Raw genomic sequence first — 24,100 nt, 5'->3', positions numbered from 1 at the left:
GCTTTTCTCCTTATTTTGTTTTAAAATCTTTTGCGTTTTTTTGTAAGTATTCTATAACTAGCCATCTGTCTTTTTTATCAATACCTGTTCTATCAGCCATAGAACGGAAAATTGCAGGCCAAGCGTTAGCTGTAAATTCTTTTTCTTTGTGGATAGCGTGACAAATTCCGCAGTTATTTACAAAAAGCTCTTTGGCTCGATTTAACATTTCTTTATTGTCTTTGACAAATTCTTTTTTATCTGCCCAAATTTCAAGGCTTACCTTATCCCATTTTCCATTTTTTCCAGTTATTCTTTGAGAGAAATTTAATTTTGTATTTTTAGAAAAAGCTGCAACAATAATTCTTTGAGAGTCATTGAAATAAATCACAGAAGGTGCTTTAGGATTTACATAACCATCAATTTTTAGCAAAACCCTGTTATTTTCGCTTTTTAACACTTCAAAAGGATTTGTAGGTAAAAGTCTTCCTATGACTTTAGTATCATCTTTATTAAGATAAAGCGATACAACTTCATCGGTATAGGCGGTATTTTTTGCCCATAAACATGTCGCTAGGACAACAAAAGAAATGAAAATTTTTTTCATTACTAATTCCTTAATATAAATTTGATGTAAATGTATTTTAATACTATGCAATTTAATTATTACTTAATTGTATAATTTTTACTAAGATTACTTATTTTTAGTGCTTTAATATTATTCTTTATTGATATAATAAATTTGAGTTAATTATATTTTACTTATTGTTTTTTAGAAAAGATAAAACTTCAATTATAAAAAAAAGTTTGTTTTGAGCTCAGATTAATACTTCTGAGCCCATTTCGATCTCGTTGAGTTTTAAGGTATAAGCTTTTTATAGCTTTATTTTCCCTCCCATTTTTACTCTCATTTAGCAAAGTGCTTTTAGATTTAAAGGTTGATTGACTCCTTATCTTGCATATTAATAAATATTATATTAATAAAACTTAAATTATTATTAATATTTATATAATTTATAGCGGAATTATTGTTTTATTGTGTGAATAATTAATGTATTTTAGAATTTTTACTAGTTGATTTCTTGAATCAAATACATTTTAAGGTGTGATAAAATTCAGGATTATTAAAACTTGGAGGAAAAGGAACACTGGCTCTAAATTCTTTATAGGTATTACCTGGGAGTGTGTCTATGATTTCTATAGTATAAGAAACACTTGTATTTTGCATTTTAGCGTTACGGACATTTTTATCATTGAAAATTTCTCCTCCTACTTGTTTTTGGTTTAATATACTAAGCATTAAATAACATTTTCTGATTTCAAATTTAGTAAGATTTTGAACTTTTCCACTTACTATAACGCTTTCATGTCTTAGATCTCTTGTATAGGTTAGTTTGCTAAGATCGGCTTGAGTGGTGAATTGATTGATTGTTAGAAAAATAGAATATATCAAAAGTGCGGTAAAAATAGTAGCTATAGTATAAGAAATCAAAGCCATTTCTTTCTGTTTGACTTTTAGAAAGATTAAAATACAAATCAAGGCAAAGCAAATAAGTAAAATGATAAAAGCTATAATATGAAAAATCGTAAAATGCATTAAAAACACTCCGAAACTAAGCGTATGGTATAGTTGTTTTCATAGTTAAAATTTTCAAAAGCAATCCTTTGAACTTGGGTTGCGTTTTTCTTTAGATCTTTAATTTCTCTACTTTTTTGTCTAAAAGGGATAAATTTCTTTTTATATTCTTCTATGATATTATCATTAGGTATTTTATCTGCAAAAATTTTAGCTGTAATTTTACATTCTTTAAAATTATTTTTTGAATTATTTGTAATATTAAAATCAACAATTAAATCATTTGAGCTTTGTATCATTTTTTGATCTGTAATAGCGGTTTTTCGAGTTCTTACTTCATTGTCTATTAGTTTATACCCATAGATATAAACTAAAAAACAAATAATAATGTCAAATGCGATAATAAAAAGTGCCGCTATAGGCCTATGGCGTAAAAATACACAAAGAAGTAAAACACAAGTGAAGAGAAAAAAAACTAATAAAATCAGCATATAATCTACTAAATATAAATGAGTAGTGTAAAAAAGCACGATTTCTCTTAGTTTCTCCACTTGCGTATCCTTTTAGTTCATGTTGGCAGCACTTTGCTTTTTAGCATCTTTGGTATCAACCCAAATGTTTGGCACTGCTCCACCTGGAGTTAAGAAAATTTTAGCATCTTGATTAACTTTTAAGGCTTCATTAAATTCTTTTTGAGTTTCAATTTGTTTTAAATTTAGCAAAGGGGTGTTTAAGCTGTTTGCGATTTCTTTGTTAGAATAAGCTTGTGCATCTGCTTCTATCTTAACAGCCATAGCTTTACCTTTGGCACTGATTATGGTTGCATTTGCTTCCCCTTCAGCTAAAGCAGCTTTTTTTAAGGCTTCTTGATTAGCTCTTTCTACTTCATATTTAGTTCTTTCAGCCTCTTGTTTTGCAATTTGCACGCGTTCGATTTGTTCTTTTACTTTTGAAGGTAAAATAATTTCTCTAAGTTGTACAGCTCGAAGTTCTACAGGTTCGTTTGGTTGGGCTTCTATGGTTTTTCTTATACCTTCTTCTATTTGAGCGGCTATTGTATTACGATTAGTAGGAAGTTCTTCGGCTGTGTATTTTCCTACAACACTTCGCACTACATCACGAACAACTGGATCGATAATTTTATTTTCCCAATTTAAGCTCCAAGTAGCTATGGTTTGAGGAACTTGCAAAGGATTTAAACGGTATTGCACTGTAACATCAATAGATACAGGCAATCCACGAGAATCAAGTACAGAAATACTATTTTTATTAATAACACCTGAACCTGAAGATAAATTTTCATTACTTCCCTCTATAGAAGCATAGTTGATTTGTCTTACTCTAGTATCGATTATGGTTATTTTTTGTACAAAAGGTAAGAAAAAGTGAAGTCCTGGTTCTAATGGATTTGGGTCATATTTACCTGTTGTTGATTTAATCCCCATTTCCCCAGAATTTATCACCATAAAAGGTTTTGCAACGATTAAAAATAAGATAATAATAATTACCCCATAAACAAATGGAGAGAATTTCCCAAAACCTTTAAAATTAAATTCTGGTGCTTTGAAATTGAAATTTTGACGGTTGTTGTTTCCGTTATTGTTAGAATTTCCATTTTTTTTATTGAAATAATCATTCAAATCAGCTGGCATTTATTTCCTTTTTTAAATATAAGTTAGCATAGATGCGTATTTTTCATTGCGTCCATAAACTACATCAAAATAAGCATCTTGAAGTTTTTTAGTTACAGATCCTCTTAAACCATTTCCTATTATTCTCGCATCGATATTGTTAATAGGTGTGATTTCAGCGGCTGTTCCGGTAAAAAATGCTTCATCAGCAGTATAAACTTCATCTCTTGAAATTCTTTGGCGAAGCACGGTGATACCAAGATCATGAGCGATTTTAAGCACTGTATCTTGAGTAATGCTTTTTAAAGAAAAATCATTTGGAGGTGTGATTAAAACCCCATCTTTTACAATAAAGAAACATTCTCCTGTTCCTTCTGCGATAAAACCTTCTTCATCAAGCATTAAAGCTTCTTCATATCCTGCTTCAATAGCTTCAAATTTTGCAATTTGAGAGTTAAGATAATTCGCACTTGCTTTAGCTTTTCCCATGCATGATTTAACACTATTTCTTGCAAAAGACGAAATTTTTACTTTTATGCCTTTTTCTAAACCTTCTTCTCCAAGGTAAGCACCCCATTCCCAAGCTGCAATTCCAACTCTTACAGGAGCTTTTATATGATAAAGTCCCATAACTCCATCGCCTAAGAAAATCAGAGGGCGGATATAGACATTGCTTTGAAAATTGTTTGCTTTTAAGAGTTCAATTTGTGCATTTTCAAGATCTTTTTGAGAAAAAGGACAATTTAAAAGAGTAATTTTTGCAGACTCTAAAAGTCTTTTGGTGTGATCTTCAAGTCTGAAAATTGCTAAGCCTTTATCTGTTTTATAGGCTCTAGTTCCTTCAAAAACAGCATTGCCATAATGCAAAGAATGGGTTAAAAAGTGCAAAGTTGCATCTTTAAAATCAACTAATTTTCCATCCATCCAAATTTTATCTGCTGAGATCATTTTTTTACCTTTTATAGTTGTTTATTTCTTAAAAAATATTATTTTAAGAATAAATCGGGATTTTATCAAAAATATACTAACAATAAGCTTTTATTAAATTAAGGTTTTTTGTTAAAAAAAATATTAGGTATTTTTTGAAATAATTATGAAAAATTATCGTTAAAAAGGAGAAATTATGCCATTAGTAAATATCAAATTAGCAAAGCCGTCTTTAAGCAAGGAACAAAAAGCGGAACTTATAGCTGATATTACCGAACTTTTAAGCACGAAATATAATAAAAGTAAAGAAAGAGTTGTTGTGGTTTTAGAAGATGTGGAAAATTATGACATAGGCTTTGGCGGAGAAAGTGTAGAAGCTATCAAAGCAAAGGCAAATAAATGAGTTTAAATATAGGAGATAAGGCACCTCAATTTGAGCTTTTAAATCAAGATGGGGTAAAAATAGCATTAAAAGATTTTATTGGCAAAAAGGTGATTTTGTATTTTTATCCAAAAGATAATACCCCAGGTTGTACTACAGAAGCTTGTGATTTTAGTGCAAATTATGATAAATTTGGTGGTAAAAATGCAGTGATTATTGGTATTAGTCCTGATAGTGTGACAAGTCATGAAAAATTTATTTCTAAATTTAATTTAAAGCATATTTTACTTAGTGATAGCGAAAAAGAAGTTGCTAAAGCTTATAGAGCTTGGGGGCTTAAGAAAAATTACGGAAAAGAATATGAAGGCATCATTCGTTCTACTTTTGTTATCGATGAAACAGGTAAGATTGCTCAAATTTATAGTAATGTTCGTGTAAAAGACCATGCTTTAAAAGTGCTTGAAAGTCTTTAATGCTAGTGCATATTTGTTGTAGTGTAGATAGTCATTATTTTATTGAAGAACTTAGAAAGACTTATCCTGATGAAAAAATCATAGGATATTTTTATGATCCAAATATCCATCCTTTAAGCGAATACGAACTAAGATTTTTAGATGTAAAAAGGTCTTGTGATAAACTTGGCATTAAGTTATATAAGGGCGAGTATGAGTATGAAAAATGGCTTAATGCTGTGCGTGGTTATGAAGATGAGCCTGAAAAAGGTGCAAGGTGTGAAATTTGCTTTGATGTAAGAATGGGATCTAGTGTTAAATTTGCTGCTAAAATAGGAGAAAAAAAGCTTACTACTACGCTTTTAACTAGCCCTAAAAAAGATTTAGAACAGTTAAAAAATGCTTTACAAAAAGAATGTGAGTCTTATGGGGTAGAGTTTTTAGCTCCTGATTTTCGTAAAAATGGCGGCACTCAAAGGCAGTTTGCTTTAGCAAAAAAAGAAATGCTCTATCATCAAAATTATTGTGGTTGTATTTATGGACTTAAAAAACAAAAACAAGATAAGAATTTCATTGATGAATTAATGTCTTCTGTAAATAAGCAAATTTTACCTGCAAGTATAGAAGCAAGAATAGCTCTTTATAAAAAAGTAGTTTTATGGGAAAAAAAGGGTATAAAATTTGAAATTTTAAGAGAGAAATTTTTAAATTATCGTCTTTTAAGCGCTTTGATAAAATTAGATAAAAAGCCCGTTAAATCTCATATTTTATTTTATTCGCATTTTAAAAACGCTTATACAAGATTTTCTTTAGATGAGGAAAATTTAAAACAAAATTTAAAAGAAGGCTTTTATAGAAGTACCAAAGATGAAATGGTTTTTGTAGAATTTTGCCGTTTTAATACATTTTTTAAAAATAAATGGAAAAATTTTGAAGATTTTTTAAAAAGACCTTTGAGTGTGCAAGCAGAAATTAAATGGCGCAATAAATTGTTTGGAACTTATAATCTTAGCCCTATTATCATCCTTGAAAATATTTTACCTTCAAGATATGAAGTGATAGCAAAAAGTGAAATTTATCATGATAATCAAGAGGTGCTTGTAGAAATTTAAGAAATTTATTAAGAAAAACTTTTTTTGTTAATGTAATTTTTAATGATTTTTTTATATAATAAAATTTTTAATTGTTTTCAAGGTTAATTTAATAATGATAGATGTAATGCAAATTCAAGAAATCTTACCACACCGTTATCCTTTTTTACTAGTAGATAAAATTACAGAATTAAAAGTTAAAGAAGTGGTTCGAGGATATAAAAACATCAGTATAAGTGACCATGTTTTTATGGGACATTTTCCAGGGCATCCTATTTATCCTGGAGTTTTGATTTTAGAAGGTATGGCTCAAACAGGTGGAGTTTTAGCTTTTGAAAGTATGGAAGATAAAGTGGATCCAAAAAGTAAAGTAGTTTATTTCACAGGCATAGATGGAGCAAAATTTAGAAATCCTGTGCGTCCTGGAGATAGGCTTGATTATGAAATGAGCGTGGTTAAAAATCGTGGTAATATGTGGATTTTTAAAGGGCAAGCTTTTGTAGATGGAAATTTAGTTGCAGAGGCCGAGCTTAAAGCTATGATAGTGGATAAATAATGAAAAAAATTCATCCAAGTGCGGTGATTGAAGAGGGTGCACAACTTGGTGACGATGTTGTAATAGAAGCTTATGCCTATGTAAGCAAAGATGCTAAAATAGGTAATGATGTTGTCATCAAACAAGGTGCTCGAATTCTTTCAGATACAACTATAGGTGATCATTCTCGTGTATTTTCTTATGCTATAGTAGGCGATATTCCTCAGGACATATCTTATAAAGAAGAGCAAAAAAGCGGTGTTGTTATAGGAAAAAATGCAACTATTAGAGAATTTGCAACGATAAATTCAGGTACAGCTAAAGGAGATGGTTTGACTCGTATAGGCGATAATGCTTTTATTATGGCTTATTGTCATATTGCTCATGATTGTCTTTTAGGTAATAATATTATTTTAGCTAATAATGCAACTTTAGCAGGACATGTAGAGCTTGGAGATTTTACGGTTGTAGGCGGGCTTACACCTATTCATCAATTTGTCAAAGTAGGTGAGGGTTGTATGATAGCAGGAGCAAGTGCACTTTCTCAGGATATAGTACCGTTTTGTTTAGCAGAAGGAAATCGTGCAAGTATTAGAAGTTTAAATTTAGTAGGTATTCGTCGTCGTTTTGATAAAGATGAAGTAGATAGACTTAGTAGAGCTTTTAAAACTTTATTTAGACAAGGAGATTTAAAAGAAAATGCTAAAAATTTGCTTGAAAATCAAGAAAGTGAAAATGTTAAAAAAATGTGCCATTTTATATTAGAAACAAAGCGCGGAATTCCTGTCTATAGGGGTAAAAATAATGCCTAGAAAATGTAGTTTTTGCAATGAAGTGGAGAATCCACAAAGAAGAATTTTAGCAAATGAAAATGATGATGCTTTTATTTGTGAATATTGCGTTGAAGGTGCTTATAGTATTATTTATGGAGAAGAAAAAGAATTTAAAGAACCTAAACAAAGCCATAATACAGAATTTAAAGATATCACTCCAAAAGAATTAAAAGCTTATCTAGATCGTTATGTTATAGGACAAGATAGAGCTAAAAAAGTTTTTAGTGTTGGAGTATACAATCATTATAAAAGACTTTTTAAAGCCGAACTTCAAGATGATGATACAGAGCTTTTTAAGTCAAATATTTTACTTGTTGGGCCAACAGGAAGTGGAAAAACTTTATTGGCACAAACTTTAGCTAAATTTTTAGATGTACCTATAGCAATTTGTGATGCAACTTCTTTAACTGAAGCAGGATATGTAGGTGAGGATGTGGAAAATATTTTAACACGTCTTTTACAAGCTGCAGATGGAGATGTGCAAAGAGCTCAAAAAGGTATAGTTTTTATTGATGAGATTGATAAAATTGCTAGAATGAGTGAAAATCGTTCTATTACTCGTGATGTAAGTGGAGAGGGCGTGCAACAAGCTTTACTTAAGATTATCGAAGGAAGTTTGGTAAATATTCCACCAAAAGGGGGAAGAAAACATCCAAATCAAGAGTTTATACAAATTGACACTTCAAATATTTTATTTGTTTGTGGTGGAGCTTTTGATGGTTTGGAAACTATCTTAAAAAGAAAACTTGGCGATAAAGTTGTGGGCTTTTTTGATGATGCAAAAGAAGAAAATAAAGCTTTACTTGAGAAAATTGAACCTGATGATTTGGTGCATTTTGGTTTGATTCCTGAGCTTATAGGTCGTTTGCATGTGATTGCATCTTTAAATGAGCTTAATGAAGAAGATATGGTAAGAATTTTAACTGAGCCTAAAAATGCCATTATTAAGCAATATCAAAAGCTTTTTGCTATTGATGGAGTGAATTTAAAATTTGAAGAAGATGCTCTAAGAGCTATCGCACAACTTGCATTGGAGAGAAAAACAGGGGCTAGGGGGCTTAGAAGTATTATAGAAGAAATGATGGTAGATTTAATGTTTGAGTTACCAGAGTATAAAGACTATGATATTGTAATAACCAAAGAAGTTGTTAAAGACAATGCAAAGGCATTATTAATAAAAAGAAAAATAAGTTAAAAAGGATAGAAATGATATTAGATCAGCTTATAGGATTTTTTTCTAGTGATATGGGGATTGATTTAGGAACAGCTAATACGCTAGTTTTGGTAAAAGATAAGGGTATAGTGATAAATGAGCCTTCTGTTGTGGCAGTTGAAAGAGAAAGGTATGGTTCCAAAGCAAAAATTTTAGCCGTAGGTAAAGAAGCTAAAGATATGGTGGGAAAAACTCCAGGCAATATTGAAGCTATTCGTCCTATGAAAGATGGCGTGATTGCAGATTTTGATATGACTGAAAAAATGATCCGCTATTTTATAGAAAAAACACACCGTAGAAAAAGTTTTTTACGCCCTAGAATTATCATTTCTGTTCCTTATGGTTTAACTCAAGTAGAAAGAAAAGCGGTAAGAGAAAGTGCTTTAAGCGCAGGCGCAAGAGAGGTATTTTTGATTGAAGAGCCTATGGCAGCAGCTATTGGTGCAAGTTTACCTATACAAGAGCCTAAAGGAAATTTGGTAGTAGATATAGGGGGTGGAACTACTGAGATTGGAGTGATTTCTTTGGGTGGACTTGTGATTTCAAAGTCTATTCGTACGGCTGGAGATAAGCTTGATATGAGTATAGTTAATTATGTAAAAGAAAAATACAATCTTATCATAGGTGAAAGAACAGGCGAAGAGATCAAAATCACTATAGGTTCAGCAATACAACTTCCAAAAGAGCTTTCTATGGTGGTAAAAGGACGCGATCAAGTAAGTGGACTTTTAAGTCGTATTGAACTTACAAGCGAAGATGTAAGAGAAGCGATGCGTGAGTATTTAAAAGAAATTGCTGATGCTTTAAAAATGGTTCTTGAAATGATGCCGCCTGATTTAGCAAGTGATATAGTAGAAAATGGTGTAGTTTTAACAGGTGGCGGAGCATTGATTCGTGGTCTTGATAAATACTTAAGTGAAATTGTACGTTTGCCAGTTTATATCGCAGATGAACCGCTTTTAGCTGTAGCAAAAGGAACAGGTAAAGCTTTAGAGGAAATTTCATTATTGCAACAATTAACCAATGAAGAATAAGATTTTTTATGTTCTTGTCTTAGCCTTTTTGGTTTTTATATCTTTTTATTATGGAGGACTTATTAAGCAAAATGTTCTCCGTGTTAATGATTTTGTTATAGGTAATTTTTATAATATTAAAGATTATTTGGGAGAAAAAATTTCAGAACACTTTAATCAAGCAAATCAAATTCAGCAACTAAAAGCTAGAAATAAAGAATTAGAAGATATTGCTGTAAAGGTAACTAGTTTTGCAAATCAATTAAATCGTATTTTAGAGGATCAAAATTCTACAAAATATTTACCTCAAGTTTCTTTAACTAGAGTTATTTCTTATGTTCAATTGAATGATTATAAAAAATTGTGGTTAGATTGGAGTAAAATTCCCGTTGGTAAAAATCGTGGTTTGATATATCAAGGATATACTGCAGGTATAGCTATTAATAAAAATGGTAGAGCAATGGCTCTTTTACAAGGTGATGATCAGTGTGTTTTTTCTGTTTATATAGGAAAATCCAAAGCTCCAGGTTTAATCCAAGGTGAAGATGGCAGGATTGTGGTTAAATTTATTCCAAAATGGGCAAAAATTAATATCGGAGATGAAATTTTAACAAGTGGACTTGATAATATTTTCTTTTCAGATATACCTGTTGGGATTGTGAATAGAATTGATGATGAAGATATGTATCAAAGTGTAGAAGTAAAGCCTTATGTTAAGATTAGTATTCCTGCTTATTTATATGTAGTAGATAATTTATAAGTCAAGGATTAGACTTTTTAAAAATTTTCTATATTTTTGCTAATTATTATAACTTTGTTTAATGCTAAAAATTTTGTTAAATTATCAAATAAATTTTTATAATCGAATGAGAATTTTATAAAAAATCTTAAATTTATTTATGTATTATTTCCTAGATTAAAAGCAGAGTGTTTATTTTTTAAAATTATATCGATAATTTCAAAGTTTATAAAACTAATTTTTGTTATAATCAGCCCAAATTTATGCTCTTAGGAAAATTTATGCCAAAACGAACAGATATTAAAAGCATTTTACTTATAGGAAGTGGTCCTATTGTGATAGGACAAGCTTGTGAATTTGATTATTCTGGAACTCAAGCCGCAAAGACTTTAAAAGAATTAGGATATCGTGTAGTATTAATCAACTCAAATCCTGCAACCATCATGACAGATCCCGAATTTGCAGATGCGACTTATATAGAACCCATAACAAAAGAAAGTATTTTAAGTATTATTAAAAAAGAAAAAATTGATGCAATTTTACCAACCATGGGTGGACAAGTAGCGTTAAATGTTGCTATGGAAGTTTATGAAAGTGGACTTTTAGGAGATGTGAAATTTTTAGGTGCAAACCCTGAGGCGATTAAAAAAGGTGAAGATCGTCAGGTCTTTAAAGAATGTATGAAAAAAATCGGCATGGATTTGCCAAAATCGATGTATGCGTATAATTATGATGAAGCTTTAAAAGCTGTAGATGAAATTGGCTTTCCTTTGATGATCCGTGCTTCTTATACTTTAGGAGGTGCTGGAAGTGGTGTGGTTTATAATATGGACGAATTTAAAGAACTTGCCAATACTGCTTTAGCTTTATCGCCTATCCATGAAATTTTGATTGAAGAAAGTTTGTTGGGTTGGAAAGAATATGAAATGGAAGTTATACGCGATAGAGCGGATAATTGTATCATAGTTTGTAGTATAGAAAATATCGATCCTATGGGAGTTCATACAGGAGATAGTATTACAATAGCTCCAGCATTAACTTTGACGGATAAAGAATATCAAGTTATGCGTAATGCTTCTTTTGCTATTTTGCGTGAAATTGGTGTAGATACAGGCGGAAGTAATGTGCAATTTGCTATCAACCCAAAAAATGGAAGAATGATAGTTATAGAAATGAATCCAAGAGTTTCAAGATCAAGTGCTTTAGCTTCTAAGGCAACGGGTTATCCTATAGCAAAGGTTGCGACACTTTTGGCGGTAGGTTTTAGTTTAGATGAGATTAAAAATGATATTACAGGAACTCCTGCATCTTTCGAGCCTGTGATTGATTACATTGTAACAAAAATTCCTCGCTTTACTTTTGAAAAATTTCCAGGAGCAAATACAACTTTAGGTACAGCTATGAAAAGTGTGGGTGAGGTGATGGCTATAGGACGTACTTTTAAAGAAAGTATACAAAAAGCACTTTGTTCTCTTGAGCGTTCTTTGAGTGGTTTTGATAGAGTAAAATTTGAAGATAGAAATGATCTTGTTTTTAAAATTCGCAATGCCAATGAAAAGCGTTTGCTTTATGTTGCTCAAGCTTTTAGAGAAGGTTTTAGCGTAGAAGAACTTTATGAGCTTTGTAAAATAGATCCTTGGTTTTTAACACAGATTAAAGAAATTGTAGATTTTGAAGAGCAAATTGATATGGATATTTTAAACAATAAAGCTCTTTTGAGAAAAGCAAAAACTATGGGCTTTTCAGATAAAATGATAGCCTTGCTTGTAAATTTGAAAGATAATTTAGAATTAAGCCAAAATGATATTTATTATGCAAGAATGAAGCAAAAAATCATCGCAGAATTTAGTGAAGTGGATACTTGTGCGGGTGAATTTGAAGCTTTAACTCCTTATCTTTATTCAAGTATTAATGTAAGCGAACTTACTCAAAGTAAAAACGATGCTAAGGATAAAAAAGAAAAAAAAGTGATGATTATAGGCGGGGGGCCAAACCGCATAGGACAAGGTATAGAATTTGACTATGCTTGCGTACATGCTTCTTTTGCGCTTAAAGATATGGGTATTAAAACTATTATGTATAATTGTAATCCTGAAACCGTTTCGACTGACTATGATACAAGTGATATTTTGTATTTCGAGCCTATTGATTTTGAACATTTAAGAGCGGTGATTGAGCGTGAAAAACCTGATGGAGTGATTGTGCATTTTGGCGGACAAACTCCTTTGAAATTTGCTAAGCGTTTAAGCGCTTTTGGAGCTAAGATTATAGGTACTAGTGCAAGAGTAATTGATATGGCAGAAGATAGAAAGAAATTTGCTGAATTTATTACAAAGCTAGGTATTAATCAGCCGAAAAATTCCACTGCAACAAGTGTGGAAGAAGCAGTGCTTAAAGCTAGTGATATAGGATATCCTGTGCTTGTAAGACCAAGTTATGTTTTAGGTGGGCGTGCGATGCGTGTGGTAAATGATGAGGCCGAACTTAGACTCTATATGCAAGAAGCTGTAGATGTGAGTGATAAAAGTCCTGTTTTGATCGATCAGTTTTTAGACAATGCTACAGAAATTGATGTTGATGCGATTTGTGATGGCAAAGATGTTTATGTGGCAGGAATTATGGAGCATATAGAAGAAGCAGGAATTCATTCAGGCGATAGTGCTTGTTCTTTACCACCTTGTAATATCGATGAAAAAATGCAAGAATTTATTGCACAAAAAACCGCAGATATTGCTTTAAATTTAGGAGTTGTAGGGCTTTTAAATATACAATTTGCTTTACATAATAATGAGCTTTATATGATAGAAGTAAATCCTAGAGCTAGTCGTACTGTGCCTTTTGTTAGTAAAGCTACGGGTATTCCTTTAGCAAAAGTGGCAACGCGTGTGATGTGGCAAGGAAATTTAAAAGAAGCTTTAAAATTTTATGATACTTTCAAAGTGGTTAATTTTGATACTAAAATTTTACGCCCTAAAACTCCAAAATATATGAGTGTAAAAGAAGCGGTATTTCCATTTGCAAAACTTAGCGGAAGTGATTTAGAATTAGGCCCTGAAATGCGTTCAACGGGTGAAGTTATGGGTATAAGTAAGGATTTTGCAAATTCTTATGCAAAAAGTCAAATCGCATCGTTTAATCATCTTCCAGAGCAAGGTGTGGTATTTATCTCCTTAAAAGATAAGGATAAAAAATATACCAAAAAAATCGCCGCAGAATATGTAAAGCTTGGCTTTAAACTTATGGCAACTGGGGGAACTTGCAAGGAAATTTTAGAAAGTGGTTTTGAGTGCGAACTTGTGCATAAAATTTCAGAAGGACGCCCCAATGTTGAAGATAAATTGAAAAATGGAGAAATTCACTTAGTTATCAATACAAGTGATAATCACAGTTTTAAAGGTGATACGAAAAAAATTCGTGAAAATATCATTCGTTTTAAAATACCTTATTTTACAAATTTACGATCAGCTTTAGCAGGTGCAAAATCGATTAAAGCTATACAGAGTAAATCTTGCCTAGATGTAAAGAGTTTGCAAGAGTGGCTTAAATCTTGATTTATTTAGCTCAAACAGATACTACGGTAGGATTTTTAAGTAAAAATTTAGAAGAGATTAATGCTTTAAAAGGTAGAGATAAAAATCAACCTTGCTTAATCACTTCTGCGAAATTTTGCGAGTTAAAAAGTTTGGTAAGAATTCCAAAATCTTTTAAAAATTTAGTACGTCGTTCTAAAAAAACAACTTTTATTTATCCAAATAATCAGGCTATTCGTATTGTGAAAGAGTGTAAACATGCGAATTTTTTAAGTAAAAATGGCTATTTTTATTCATCTTCGGCAAACAAGCATGGAAAAGAATTTGATGAAGAATGGGCTAGAAGTGTTGCTGATATAATACTTGATGAGAAATTTTTCGAAAATATCCCATCAAAAATATTAAAACTTTCAAAGAATAAAATGATAAAAATACGTTAATTAAAGAGCTTTTAAAATATCTTCAAAAGCAATACAAAATTGCTCTATGCCATCGCTTAATAAATCATTGCAAGCTTTTTCTCGTTCGCTTTGAGAAATAATTTGATTAAGTTCTGTATAAATTTCAAAATTCATTAAAGGTTTTTTAAAATCCATTTTTCCTTTAAATACCTCTATTGCATCAAGAGGAGCAGTATTAACAGAATTCTCAAAAAGAAGTTCTTTGATATAATAGTCTTTTGGCAGATCATCTCCTTTAACTCCAGTGCTTGCAAACAAGGCGCGAATATTAGGTTCATTTTTTGAGTAGATATTGTTATAAGCTAAATTTGCATTTAAAATTCCAATACGATTTTGCTCTTTGGCTTTAGGATTTAAAAGTCTATCAAAACGACTTACAAAAATACTTATAACAGCTTGTGGTGTTCTAGTATTTTGTTCTTTTAAGGCTATATTGTTTTTTCTAAATTCGACTAAACCTGCATTTAAAGCTTCAAAACATTTTTGACTTTGTTCAAGAGAAAAAATTAAGGTAGCATTGACGCTAATACCATTTTTCATAAGTTCATACATTACTTCATAAGAAGCTTTTGTAGCTGGAATTTTAATCATTACATTTTCTTTGCTAATAGCACTATAAAGTCTTTTAGCTTCGCCCAAACTAAGAGTCGTGTTATCATGAAGTCTTGGATCTATTTCAATACTTATAAATCCATCGTTTTTTTGATAAAAAAGAGGAGCTAATTTATCAGCTGCTTTTTGAATATCAGAAATTGCTAATTCTTCATAAATATCTTTTGTTTTTTTTCCTTTTAATTTAAGAATTTTATCTTTATAAATTGGAGAATTTAAAATAGCATTTTTAAAAATAGCAGGATTTGAAGTAGCACCATTAATTCCATGTGATAATAAATTTAAAAATTCATTATCTAAAAAACTATTTTCTATAAAATCACACCAAAGAGAAAAATTTTTCATTATATTACCTTTATTATTTCTTTTAAGTCTTTTATATCTATGCAAATATCAGCTTTGGAACGTAAAATTTCTTTAGCACAAAATGCAATCTTTAATCCACTTTCGTTAAACATTGCCAAATCATTTGCCCCATCGCCAACACACATCACTTCATCTGTTTTCAAATTTAAAAAGCTTTTTAATCGTTGTAGCATTAAGCCTTTTGAATTGGAAAACATCATTTCCCCACCAACTAGCCCTGTTAAAATGTCATTTTTATGATGCAGATAATTTGCAAAACCGAGGTTAATTCCAAGTTTTTGCATAGCAGGATCTATGCCTTCATGAAAACCACCGCTAAAAATAACAATTTGTATATTTTTAGATTTTAAATATTGGATAAGTTCATGTGCTCCATGCATTAGTGGAAGTGTGCTACCTAATTCTAAAACTTTTTTATAAGACATACCTTTTAAAAGGCTTACTCGTTTTTGAAGACTTTCGAAAAAATCAAGCTCTCCAGCCATGGCATGGCGGGTAATTTCGCTTGTTTGATTACCCTTGCCATGCGCTATAGCTAAAATATCGATGGTTTCACCATCCATTAAAGTAGCGTCAAAGTCAAAAACACAAAGTTTAATCATTAAAATTCGCGCTTAAGTAAAGCTTCTACTTTGAGTATAGTTAAGATATTTTCATCTCTTTTTCCTATACCATAAATCATACCTTTGTCTTTAACTAAAGTTTCAGGTGGTGGATCGATTCTGTTTCTGTGAATTTTAATTGCTTCAGTTAATCTATCTATAACAAAACCAGCATTTCCTCCAACTCCAGTTCCATTTGTCTCACCTCTTAAAACAATATATCTTGTTTGAGGTGTCATTTTAGAACTTCCTAAATGAAAGCGTTGAGCTAGATCAATGAGTGGCATAACATTACCACGCATATTAAAAACCCCTAGAACATAATCAGGTACACTAGGAACTCTAGTATATTCTATAGGTTTGATGATTTCTTGTATATTAAGAATTGGAATCGCATATTCCTCATCTCCAACTACAAAGCCGACAAGTTGGATGATATCATCTTCTCTTTGATCGACATCAGGACCAGCCATCTGAGTTTGCTGTTTTTGCAAAATTTGCTCTAATTTTTCATTACTCATATTCTTATCCTAGTTTCAAATTTTTTCTAACCACATTTTCCAAGTATTCTGGAGAATAAGGTTTAGTGATATATTCAGTCATACCCACTTCAACACCTCTTAAGCGGTCAGTTTTACTTGTTCTTGAAGTAACTGCAATGAGTGGTAAGTTACGATATTTAGAATACTTTCTAATTTCACCAGCTAAGGTGTATCCATCCATTCTTGGCATTTCGATATCTATAAGCATTGCATCAATATCATGTTCGCCAGATTTTATAATATTCAATGCTTCAACACCATTTGTTGCTTCAACTAAACTAACTCCTAGCGGTTCTAAAGCTTTTTGCATTAAAGTTCTATCCATTTTAGAATCATCTACAATTAAGACTTTATAATCACTTGGTTGTTCTTTAGGTTTTTTCGCACTTGATTCTAATTGTGCTTTAATATCAACTTTAATTTCTTTGGCCATATCCATCATAGCACCTACATCGATGATTAATGTCACTCTACCATCACCACGGATTGTAGCTCCTGCTATACCTTGGATATTTTGTAAATAATCACCCATAGATTTAATAACTATTTCTTCTTGTCCTACAAGAGTATCTACTATAATACCAAGCTTGCTTTCTGCTACCCCTATAACAACGACATAAGTTTGATCACCGCTTTCAAGGACTTGTTTAACTCCAAATACATCTGAAAGTCTCACAAGAGAAAGCACTTCATCTCTTAAGCGTAATACATTTTTACCTTCGATAGTATAGATATCATCAATTGGTACCCTAACTGTTTCAAGAACGCTTGCAAGTGGAATTGCATAAAATTCTTCTTGAGTTCCTACAAGTAAAGATTGAATGATTGCCAAGGTAAGAGGAATTTTAAGTTTAAACGAACTTCCTTTACCTAACTCACTATCAATTTCAATTACCCCATTAAGTTTTTCGATGTTAGTTTTAACAACATCCATTCCTACGCCACGACCTGAAACATTTGTTACTTTAGCTGCAGTTGAAAAACCAGGTTTGAAAATCAAAGCAAAAGCTTCTTTGTCTGTCATTTGATCTGCTTCTCTTTCGGTAATCAAATTTTTCTCTATAGCTTTTGCTTTTAAGCCATTTGGATCAAGTCCTTTACCATCATCTGTAATTTCTACAACGATGTGATTGCCTTCATTATAAGCTTTAAGTTGAACTATACCTTTTTCAGGTTTTCCATTAGCTGCACGAGTTGCTGGATCCTCAACACCATGGTCACATGAATTTCTAATCATATGCATGATAGGATCGCCAATTTCCTCTACGATAGATTTATCAAGTTCAGTTTCTTCACCTGTAATTTCAAGTTCTATTTGCTTTCCTAATTCACGACTCAAATCACGAACAACTCTTGGGAATTTATTGAAAACTTTTGCTATAGGTTGCATTCTTGTTTTCATTACAGCAAGTTGAACATCGGTTGTAATGATACTTAGCTGACTTACGACTTGATTAAGCTCTTCAAGGAATTTTTCTCCTTCATAACGCTCCTCAACATCATCGTAAATTTTAAGCAAACGGTTTTTGCCTAAAACAAGCTCCCCAATTAGATTCATTAAGTGATCTAATCTTTTTACTTCCACACGTATGGTTTGATCCATACTGCTAGCATTGCTACCTGAAGCAGGAACCTTTTTCTCTCCACTTTCTGCAGGTTTATTTGCTGTATTGTTGGTCGGTTTAGGTGCTGCATTTGTTGTTTGTTTCTTTTGTGCACGACGAGCTTGATCTTCAGCTTTTCTAACTTTTAAAAGTCTTTCTATTTCAGCTTCAACTTCAGAATCACTTAATTGATTAACATCTACTTCAGGTTCAGGAGTAGTTGTTTCTTGTTTTGGTGCTTCTGGTTCTGCTTGTGGAGTAGATTTTTCATTTGAATCTGTTGCCGCAACAGGAGACTCTCCTTCTGAAATAGCTGTTAATCTTGCGCAAATTGGTTCTATATCCATACCAATAGCAGTATCGTTGCCATTATCACGAATAGAATTAAGTAAAGTTTTCATTCTATCAATAGACTCTAAAACCACATCCATGATATCTGGAGTTATCTTTAATTCACCATGTCTTGCTTTGTTTAAAACATCTTCCATGTGGTGAGTTAACTTTGTTAAAACATCAAAATTTAAGAAACTTGATGATCCTTTAACCGTATGTGCAACACGGAAAATTCTATTTAATAATTCTAAATCTTCTGGATTTGATTCAAGCTCTACTAAATCATGGTCGATTTGCTCAACAAGCTCAAAAGCTTCAACCAAAAAGTCTTCAAGTATTTCTTGCATATCTTCCATATTTTACCCCTGTTCTTGAGATTGATGTTTTTTAATAACCTTTGCAATTTCATTGAAGAAATCGCTAGCGTTAAATTTAACAAGATAGCCTTCTCCACCAGCTTCTTGAACACCTTTCTCATTCATAAATTCATTTGATAAAGATGAGTTAAAGACTATAGGAATATCTTTAAATCTTGGATCTTCTTTAATGCGTGCAGCAAAGTGGAAACCATCCATTTGTGGCATTTCAACATCACTTACTATAATTTTTAAAGTATTGCTTAAGTTTTCACCATAAACTTGACTTAATTCCTCTAGTTTGTTTATGCCTTCTACACCATCTTTAGCTTCAACAACTTGGAAGCCCATTTGTTGCATCATTTCCTTAACGCGTTTTCTAGCAGTCATACTATCATCAAGTATGAGTGCAGTTCCACTAAATTTTTCTATTTTTCCAAAATCAATATCTGTTTTTGGAGCATAAATTCCCAAATCTTCAACAACACTTTCAAGATCTAAAATTAGCAACACTTCATCATTTTCAATGCGTGTTACACCTGTGATTTTACCTTTATCTAAGGCACCTGATCCTGTAGAAAAAGTTGCTGGCTCTATATCTTTCCAATTTATTCTACGAATTCTTTTTGCTTCATGAACTATAAAACCAATAAGAATATTGCTAAATTCAGTAATAATAACCCTAGGTTTTAACATAGCGCTTTCTGGCTCAGTGATTTGCATCCATTTGGCAAGGTTAACTACAGGTATAACTACTCCACGAAGATCAAAGATACCTTCGATGTAATCAGGAACACCTGGAAGTTCTGTAAGGCTTGGGATTTTTATAATCTCCCTTACCTTAGAAACATTTACACCATAAATTCCTTCATAGACTTTATCGTGTCCTTGCTTAAAGATACGGAAATCGACAAGCTCCATTTCATTTGAACCCGTTTTCACGATATTTTCATCAAACATTTTGACCCCTCAATTTCTGTTCTCGAAATTTGATTTCTTGCTGATATTCTACTACAAAAAAACTTCTCTCATATGCAAAACTAGCTAAGTTAAGATATTTAATGTTTTCTTTGTTGATTTGATGATTTTGATGATAGTGTCCTTCACATACCCAAAATCCTAAATTTTCATATCTTTCATATCTTTTTTTCGCTAAATTTTCAAAATCTTTTATTTGATAAAAAAGGTTTTTTTTGTTTTGATTTTGAAGAATTTTATTTGAAATAAAATTACAAGTAATAATATTTAAAAAATTTAAAAATATAAGCAAATAATGATTTCTTAATGTTTTAAGAGTAAATTGTAAAAGAGGTGGTAAAAAAATATCTCCGTGAGCTAATTTTATAAAAGCATTATTTAAAACAAGATTATTACCTTTACTTGTATGCAAATTAAGCTTTATGGGCTGCTCTTGTAAGTTAAAAATTTTTACCCTTTTAAAAAAACAAGAAAGATTAAAATCATGATTGCCTTCTAAGTAGATAATTTCAATTTTTAAGGCCAATTCTTCTAAAAGTTCTATGTAAGGTTTAGCAAATTCATGTGTAGCAGAGATTTCGCCTATAAGCAAATCGAAAATATCACCCATAAGTATGAGTTGAGGGGTGGAAATTTTACCTTTCTTTAAGGCTTGTAAAAATTCCCAAAATCCCTTTCTTTGTTCATTTTCATGAGCATCTGCGATTAAAATCGCTCCATTTTGTAGTAAAATTTTTTATCCTTAAAATTTCAAAGGCTCATAATTTATAGAAAGGATTTCAAATTCACTCTCACCTTTTGGCAAACGCACTTTAAAATCATCTCCTTCTTTTTTCCCAAGCATAGCTTTTGCTATTGGAGATGCGATGGAAATATAACCCTTATCTAAATCTCCTTCGCAAATTCCTACTAAAGTATATTTACTTTCTTTTTCTGTATCCAAATCCATGATCACAACACTTGAACCAAATTTCACACTATCATGTTCATAGCTTGAAGGATCGATCACTTGAGCTCTTGCTAGCAAGTCACTAAGCTCTGCAATACGACTTTCTATCAAAGCTTGTTTTTCTCTTGCAGCATGGTATTCCGCATTTTCTTTCAAATCCCCATGACTCCTTGCTGTATCGATTTCTATTACAACGGCAGGGCGTTGATTGTCTTTTAAATCTTTTAATTCTGCGGCTAATTTATCATAGCCAAATTGACTCATTGGTTCTTTTTGCATGATTTATCCTTTTATATTTCGCTTAGGATTTTTGCTAAATTTTTAGCACTTCCAAATTGTAAATATTCTTTTAAAAAATCAACTTTAGCAAAAAATGCCTTATAATCATATTTATTGTAAGCTTCATATAAATTTAAAACATTGACTTTATCTTGTAAAAATTCAGGATTTAAAGCTTCTTTTCCAGCAAAATCACAAAAAATATTTGCAAGTCCTATGTGTTTTAATTTTACAAAAAGTTTTGCGATAAAAATATCAATAGCTTTTGCTTTATAAGCAAGAACAAAAGGAGTTCCTACCAAAGCTGCTTCTAAAGTAGCCGTTCCACTACAAATAAAGGCAAAATCAGCTTTTTTAAGCGTTTTTGGAGTGTTACTTTCTATTTTAAATTCACTAATATCACCATAAATTTCTAATTTTTCAAGATTAAATGGGGGAACGCAAAGAATTTTTTCACCCTTAAATTTTTGCGAGAGTTCTTTAAAAATAGGCATCAAACGCCTAATTTCACTACGCCTTGAACCTGGTAAAAAGGCTATAGTTTTTTCATCATCTTTTTTTAAAAGTATATTGTTAATGTCTTCTTGATTTTTAAATTCTTTTATCTCATCTAAAAGCGGATGGCCTACATAAGTGCTTTTGTTAAAAAACTGATTATCAAAGGGTAAAATAGAAGCTAAAATATCAAAATGACTTTCTATGATAGGTATGCGACCTTTTTTCCACGCCCAAACTTGAGGCAAGATATAATAAATGCGTGGAATTTTACTACCTGCTTTTTTTAAAGCCTTGGCAAAAGGTATGTTAAAAGCGGGCGAATCTATACATAAAATCCCATCTATTTTTTGAGTAAAGCTTAAATTTACAAGTTCTTTTATAGCTTTTTTTGCTTTAAAAATCAAAGGTAAAACTTCTATAAAACCCATAGCACTAAACTCATGTGAGCTATAAAGTGGTTTAGAATTTAAATCAAATTCTTTACATAAACTCTCATCATAAATCCCATGAAGTTCAAATTCACCAAAATCTTTTTTATAAGCTTTTAAAACTTCTTTTAAATGCAAATTTGCTGAAGGTTCTAAAGCACAAACTAAAAAGGTTTTCATTTAAAAAGTCTTAAAAAATTCATTTATTTTATTTTCTGAAATTCTTACTATGCCATTTTCCTTATCACTAATTTCCACATCTTTAAATATTAAATTAGTTTTTTTGCAAAAATTGTTTTTATTTGAAATTCCTATTTTAGGATATATATATAAAAAAAATTCTTTTTTGGTTGCAATATTTGCTTTGTGGTATTTTAAATAACAAGACAAAAGATAATCTATAAATAATTTTGATGATTCTATTTGTTTTAACGCTTTTTCTTTATTTTCTTCATTATAACTTGATTTTATTTCAGAATAATATATAATTAGCTCATTATTAAATATTCTAAATACAATAAAATCACATGATTCGTTCGTAGAAAAACTATTTAAAAGATTTAAAGTATGTTTATTTTCAATTTGTCTAAGAATTAAAAAATCATCTTGATTTTTTAGTGTAAATTCTATTTTTTTAATTTTACTTTTCTCTTTTTCTTCTATAATAACAAAACAATTACCCTTTGGTTTTATTTTTAAATCATCTGTAATGGCATTTCTAAAATTTTTTAAGTACTTATTTGTCATATATAATCTCACTTATTTTTTCATAAATCATACTCTGATTTTCATTTTGTGTATCTATAGGTTCATCAAAGGTATTCATAAAAATTCCTTCTTCTTCAGTAATTTTTACTTCTTCAAGGGTATTTTTACCTTTAATATTTTTAGCAATATAAGCTTTAATGTTATTAAAATCGATCTTATTTTCTTTTATATAGCTTTTTGATTTGAGTAAATGTATTTGTTCATCGCTTAATTTATTTAACATAATACAATTATTTAACTCACGAACTATATAATCACTATGAGTAGTAATGAAAATTTTTATACCTGCATTTGCTAAGAGTGTAAAAAGTCTTGCTAGTAAAATTTGATTTTTAGGATGAAGATTAAGCTCTGGTTCATCTATCATCAAAATATCACCTTTTTGAGCCTCATGTAAAATATAGTGATTTAGTATAAGTAAAGATCGAACAGAGCTTGAAGCTCTTTGTATTAAAAATTTTCCTCTAGTAATCCTCTTTTTTGCACCTGGTGCAAATTCTATACCTTCTTGACTAACTAAATATTTTCCACCAACAATTTCAAATAATAAATCTAAAATATTTTGATATAAATTTTTATTTTTAGAATTTTTATTTATACCATCTTGTATAAAACTCGTTTTCTTTACTACCTCATCTAATTCTCTAACAAAATAAATATTATCTTTCACTGGTTTTGGATATCTGGAATATTTTTCTACCAAAATATCTATTACAGCCTCTTTAATGTCACTACCTTTAACTTGAGATATCCTATCTACAATTTCATTTTTATTTACATCTAGCTCCTTTTGAAACATTGAAGCTCCAGTTCTTTCTGCGCTTAAAATAAAGGGTCTTGGATATTTTGGAGTTAGAAATAAAAAAAAAGATGTTAAAAGCTGCATAGTTTTAATCATAATAATTCTATCTTTTATTTCAAAATTTTCATCATTTTTATAATCTAATTTTATATATTTACTATTGATTTCTGATAAGTTAATTAAATTTTTATATTCTGAAAATTCTTTAAAACTATTTACAATATCATTATTACTTAATTCACCTAAAAAATGATCCAATTCTTGATTTAAAAAAATACTGTCATCAAAATCTCCATCTTTTCCTGCTAAAATTTCTGATAATTTTTCCTTGTAATCACTATATGTATTTTTAATAGTATCTTCATAAATAGCAATAATTTTATCTATTGATATCTCAATAGTATATTCTTCAGGAATTAAAATATTTAAATGTTTTTGAACTATCGAAAAAAACACGCTAGTCAAATTATTGCTTAAAAAATCCAAATAACCATACAAACTATAAGTAGCATAAGTTTTTCCGGTATTGTTTTCACCGCAAATTAAAGTAATATTTCCTACTTCAAATTCTGCCTCATCGAGCATTCCAACATTTTTTAACTTTACTTTCATAATCTTTCC

25 protein-coding genes are annotated in these 24,100 nt (G+C 30.6%); 10 read left to right on the top strand and 15 right to left on the bottom strand.

Translation table 11 applies throughout. The features are described 5' to 3' along the window. Positions 1 to 10 precede the first annotated feature (10 nt). From ELQ10_RS02940 to ilvE, 5 genes are all read right to left on the bottom strand, one after another. Positions 11 to 586, bottom strand: a complete 576-nt coding sequence (locus tag ELQ10_RS02940) for a cytochrome c3 family protein (protein WP_002851702.1) — start codon at positions 584 to 586, stop codon at positions 11 to 13. Between the two features lie 480 nt (positions 587 to 1,066). After that, the gene (locus ELQ10_RS02935; protein WP_002854624.1) at positions 1,067 to 1,576 is read right to left on the bottom strand and encodes a DUF2393 family protein; all 510 of its coding nucleotides are present in this window, start codon (positions 1,574 to 1,576) and stop codon (positions 1,067 to 1,069) included. Then, on the bottom strand, positions 1,576 to 2,106 hold the full coding sequence (locus ELQ10_RS02930; RefSeq protein ID WP_002851753.1) for a DUF2393 domain-containing protein: 531 nt from the start codon (positions 2,104 to 2,106) through the stop codon (positions 1,576 to 1,578). Before ELQ10_RS02930 ends, ELQ10_RS02935 begins: the two co-directional genes overlap by 1 nt. A 12-nt stretch (positions 2,107 to 2,118) precedes the next feature. Continuing rightward, complete coding sequence (locus ELQ10_RS02925; RefSeq protein ID WP_002854522.1) at positions 2,119 to 3,207, bottom strand: prohibitin family protein; 1,089 nt, start codon at positions 3,205 to 3,207, stop codon at positions 2,119 to 2,121. Between the two features lie 12 nt (positions 3,208 to 3,219). Beyond that, on the bottom strand, positions 3,220 to 4,134 hold the full coding sequence (ilvE, locus tag ELQ10_RS02920) for a branched-chain-amino-acid transaminase (protein WP_002857493.1): 915 nt from the start codon (positions 4,132 to 4,134) through the stop codon (positions 3,220 to 3,222). Positions 4,135 to 4,309: 175 nt separating this feature from the next. Between ilvE and ELQ10_RS02915 the strand changes: the two genes are divergently transcribed. The 10 genes from ELQ10_RS02915 to ELQ10_RS02870 all read left to right on the top strand — a co-directional run bounded on the left by ELQ10_RS02915 (position 4,310) and on the right by ELQ10_RS02870 (position 14,341). Further along, entirely contained in the window at positions 4,310 to 4,516 is a 207-nt protein-coding gene (locus ELQ10_RS02915; RefSeq protein ID WP_002857551.1) for a 4-oxalocrotonate tautomerase family protein, read from the top strand. Next, entirely contained in the window at positions 4,513 to 4,968 is a 456-nt protein-coding gene (gene bcp, locus ELQ10_RS02910; RefSeq protein ID WP_002857542.1) for a thioredoxin-dependent thiol peroxidase, read from the top strand. The genes ELQ10_RS02915 and bcp overlap by 4 nt, the downstream gene beginning before the upstream one ends. Then, on the top strand, positions 4,968 to 6,059 hold the full coding sequence (locus tag ELQ10_RS02905; protein ID WP_134250172.1) for an epoxyqueuosine reductase QueH: 1,092 nt from the start codon (positions 4,968 to 4,970) through the stop codon (positions 6,057 to 6,059). The genes bcp and ELQ10_RS02905 overlap by 1 nt, the downstream gene beginning before the upstream one ends. Positions 6,060 to 6,153: 94 nt before the next feature. Continuing rightward, positions 6,154 to 6,594 carry a 3-hydroxyacyl-ACP dehydratase FabZ gene (fabZ, locus tag ELQ10_RS02900; protein ID WP_002851782.1) on the top strand — a complete coding sequence of 147 codons (441 nt, stop codon included), beginning with the start codon at positions 6,154 to 6,156 and terminating at the stop codon, positions 6,592 to 6,594. Beyond that, positions 6,594 to 7,385, top strand: coding sequence for an acyl-ACP--UDP-N-acetylglucosamine O-acyltransferase (gene lpxA / locus ELQ10_RS02895; RefSeq protein WP_134250171.1), 792 nt, complete (start codon positions 6,594 to 6,596; stop codon positions 7,383 to 7,385). The genes fabZ and lpxA overlap by 1 nt, the downstream gene beginning before the upstream one ends. Beyond that, positions 7,378 to 8,601, top strand: coding sequence for an ATP-dependent Clp protease ATP-binding subunit ClpX (gene clpX, locus ELQ10_RS02890; RefSeq protein ID WP_002864582.1), 1,224 nt, complete (start codon positions 7,378 to 7,380; stop codon positions 8,599 to 8,601). Before lpxA ends, clpX begins: the two co-directional genes overlap by 8 nt. Positions 8,602 to 8,612: 11 nt before the next feature. After that, positions 8,613 to 9,653, top strand: a complete 1,041-nt coding sequence (locus ELQ10_RS02885) for a rod shape-determining protein (RefSeq protein WP_002851700.1) — start codon at positions 8,613 to 8,615, stop codon at positions 9,651 to 9,653. Beyond that, a complete protein-coding gene (mreC, locus tag ELQ10_RS02880; RefSeq protein WP_002877813.1) occupies positions 9,643 to 10,392 on the top strand; it encodes a rod shape-determining protein MreC in 750 nt (249 codons plus the stop codon). The genes ELQ10_RS02885 and mreC overlap by 11 nt, the downstream gene beginning before the upstream one ends. 260 nt (positions 10,393 to 10,652) lie before the next feature. After that, the gene (carB, locus tag ELQ10_RS02875; protein ID WP_002877812.1) at positions 10,653 to 13,922 is read left to right on the top strand and encodes a carbamoyl-phosphate synthase large subunit; all 3,270 of its coding nucleotides are present in this window, start codon (positions 10,653 to 10,655) and stop codon (positions 13,920 to 13,922) included. Then, entirely contained in the window at positions 13,919 to 14,341 is a 423-nt protein-coding gene (locus ELQ10_RS02870) for a Sua5 YciO YrdC YwlC family protein (protein ID WP_133401578.1), read from the top strand. Before carB ends, ELQ10_RS02870 begins: the two co-directional genes overlap by 4 nt. On the opposite strand, the gene ELQ10_RS02865 is transcribed toward ELQ10_RS02870, so the two are convergent. The 10 genes from ELQ10_RS02865 to ELQ10_RS02820 are packed head-to-tail and all read right to left on the bottom strand — an operon-like array spanning position 14,342 to position 24,091. After that, on the bottom strand, positions 14,342 to 15,319 hold the full coding sequence (locus ELQ10_RS02865; protein ID WP_133401577.1) for a transaldolase: 978 nt from the start codon (positions 15,317 to 15,319) through the stop codon (positions 14,342 to 14,344). It lies immediately after the preceding gene. Further along, positions 15,319 to 15,942 (bottom strand): phosphoserine phosphatase SerB, encoded by a 624-nt coding sequence (serB, locus tag ELQ10_RS02860; protein WP_133401576.1) that lies wholly within the window; start codon positions 15,940 to 15,942, stop codon positions 15,319 to 15,321. The genes ELQ10_RS02865 and serB overlap by 1 nt, the downstream gene beginning before the upstream one ends. Beyond that, positions 15,942 to 16,463 carry a chemotaxis protein CheW gene (locus ELQ10_RS02855; RefSeq protein ID WP_002826355.1) on the bottom strand — a complete coding sequence of 174 codons (522 nt, stop codon included), beginning with the start codon at positions 16,461 to 16,463 and terminating at the stop codon, positions 15,942 to 15,944. The genes serB and ELQ10_RS02855 overlap by 1 nt, the downstream gene beginning before the upstream one ends. A 4-nt stretch (positions 16,464 to 16,467) precedes the next feature. After that, complete coding sequence (locus tag ELQ10_RS02850) at positions 16,468 to 18,777, bottom strand: chemotaxis protein CheW (RefSeq protein ID WP_002857311.1); 2,310 nt, start codon at positions 18,775 to 18,777, stop codon at positions 16,468 to 16,470. 3 nt (positions 18,778 to 18,780) lie between these two features. Continuing rightward, complete coding sequence (locus ELQ10_RS02845; protein ID WP_133401575.1) at positions 18,781 to 19,737, bottom strand: chemotaxis protein; 957 nt, start codon at positions 19,735 to 19,737, stop codon at positions 18,781 to 18,783. Next, on the bottom strand, positions 19,730 to 20,488 hold the full coding sequence (locus tag ELQ10_RS02840) for a UDP-2,3-diacylglucosamine diphosphatase (protein ID WP_323469217.1): 759 nt from the start codon (positions 20,486 to 20,488) through the stop codon (positions 19,730 to 19,732). Before ELQ10_RS02840 ends, ELQ10_RS02845 begins: the two co-directional genes overlap by 8 nt. Positions 20,489 to 20,497: 9 nt before the next feature. Then, on the bottom strand, positions 20,498 to 20,983 hold the full coding sequence (gene greA, locus ELQ10_RS02835; protein ID WP_002851733.1) for a transcription elongation factor GreA: 486 nt from the start codon (positions 20,981 to 20,983) through the stop codon (positions 20,498 to 20,500). A gap of 11 nt (positions 20,984 to 20,994) precedes the next feature. Next, entirely contained in the window at positions 20,995 to 22,089 is a 1,095-nt protein-coding gene (gene lpxB, locus ELQ10_RS02830; RefSeq protein ID WP_133401574.1) for a lipid-A-disaccharide synthase, read from the bottom strand. Further along, entirely contained in the window at positions 22,090 to 22,656 is a 567-nt protein-coding gene (locus tag ELQ10_RS02825; RefSeq protein WP_134250170.1) for a hypothetical protein, read from the bottom strand. Continuing rightward, on the bottom strand, positions 22,646 to 24,091 hold the full coding sequence (locus ELQ10_RS02820) for an AAA family ATPase (protein ID WP_133401572.1): 1,446 nt from the start codon (positions 24,089 to 24,091) through the stop codon (positions 22,646 to 22,648). Before ELQ10_RS02820 ends, ELQ10_RS02825 begins: the two co-directional genes overlap by 11 nt. Positions 24,092 to 24,100 lie beyond the last annotated feature (9 nt).

The organism is Campylobacter sp. US42a (assembly GCF_004379055.1).
Classification (GTDB): domain Bacteria; phylum Campylobacterota; class Campylobacteria; order Campylobacterales; family Campylobacteraceae; genus Campylobacter_D; species Campylobacter_D jejuni.
The sequence above is the reverse complement of the archived record's forward strand: the minus strand, read 5'-3'. Positions and strand labels throughout refer to the sequence as shown.

Bases quoted from the DNA above. Each gene is read 5' to 3' on its own strand.
- ELQ10_RS02940 (WP_002851702.1), bottom strand. From the start codon at position 586: ATGAAAAAAATTTTCATTTCTTTTGTTGTCCTAGCGACATGTTTATGG.
- ELQ10_RS02935 (WP_002854624.1), bottom strand. From the start codon at position 1,576: ATGCATTTTACGATTTTTCATATTATAGCTTTTATCATTTTACTTATT.
- ELQ10_RS02925 (WP_002854522.1), bottom strand. From the start codon at position 3,207: ATGCCAGCTGATTTGAATGATTATTTCAATAAAAAAAATGGAAATTCT.
- ilvE (WP_002857493.1), bottom strand. From the start codon at position 4,134: ATGATCTCAGCAGATAAAATTTGGATGGATGGAAAATTAGTTGATTTT.
- ELQ10_RS02915 (WP_002857551.1), top strand. From the start codon at position 4,310: ATGCCATTAGTAAATATCAAATTAGCAAAGCCGTCTTTAAGCAAGGAA.
- bcp (WP_002857542.1), top strand. From the start codon at position 4,513: ATGAGTTTAAATATAGGAGATAAGGCACCTCAATTTGAGCTTTTAAAT.
- ELQ10_RS02905 (WP_134250172.1), top strand. From the start codon at position 4,968: ATGCTAGTGCATATTTGTTGTAGTGTAGATAGTCATTATTTTATTGAA.
- fabZ (WP_002851782.1), top strand. From the start codon at position 6,154: ATGATAGATGTAATGCAAATTCAAGAAATCTTACCACACCGTTATCCT.
- lpxA (WP_134250171.1), top strand. From the start codon at position 6,594: ATGAAAAAAATTCATCCAAGTGCGGTGATTGAAGAGGGTGCACAACTT.
- clpX (WP_002864582.1), top strand. From the start codon at position 7,378: ATGCCTAGAAAATGTAGTTTTTGCAATGAAGTGGAGAATCCACAAAGA.
- ELQ10_RS02885 (WP_002851700.1), top strand. From the start codon at position 8,613: ATGATATTAGATCAGCTTATAGGATTTTTTTCTAGTGATATGGGGATT.
- mreC (WP_002877813.1), top strand. From the start codon at position 9,643: ATGAAGAATAAGATTTTTTATGTTCTTGTCTTAGCCTTTTTGGTTTTT.
- carB (WP_002877812.1), top strand. From the start codon at position 10,653: ATGCCAAAACGAACAGATATTAAAAGCATTTTACTTATAGGAAGTGGT.
- ELQ10_RS02865 (WP_133401577.1), bottom strand. From the start codon at position 15,319: ATGAAAAATTTTTCTCTTTGGTGTGATTTTATAGAAAATAGTTTTTTA.
- serB (WP_133401576.1), bottom strand. From the start codon at position 15,942: ATGATTAAACTTTGTGTTTTTGACTTTGACGCTACTTTAATGGATGGT.
- ELQ10_RS02855 (WP_002826355.1), bottom strand. From the start codon at position 16,463: ATGAGTAATGAAAAATTAGAGCAAATTTTGCAAAAACAGCAAACTCAG.
- ELQ10_RS02850 (WP_002857311.1), bottom strand. From the start codon at position 18,777: ATGGAAGATATGCAAGAAATACTTGAAGACTTTTTGGTTGAAGCTTTT.
- ELQ10_RS02845 (WP_133401575.1), bottom strand. From the start codon at position 19,737: ATGTTTGATGAAAATATCGTGAAAACGGGTTCAAATGAAATGGAGCTT.
- greA (WP_002851733.1), bottom strand. From the start codon at position 20,983: ATGCAAAAAGAACCAATGAGTCAATTTGGCTATGATAAATTAGCCGCA.
- lpxB (WP_133401574.1), bottom strand. From the start codon at position 22,089: ATGAAAACCTTTTTAGTTTGTGCTTTAGAACCTTCAGCAAATTTGCAT.
- ELQ10_RS02825 (WP_134250170.1), bottom strand. From the start codon at position 22,656: ATGACAAATAAGTACTTAAAAAATTTTAGAAATGCCATTACAGATGAT.
- ELQ10_RS02820 (WP_133401572.1), bottom strand. From the start codon at position 24,091: ATGAAAGTAAAGTTAAAAAATGTTGGAATGCTCGATGAGGCAGAATTT.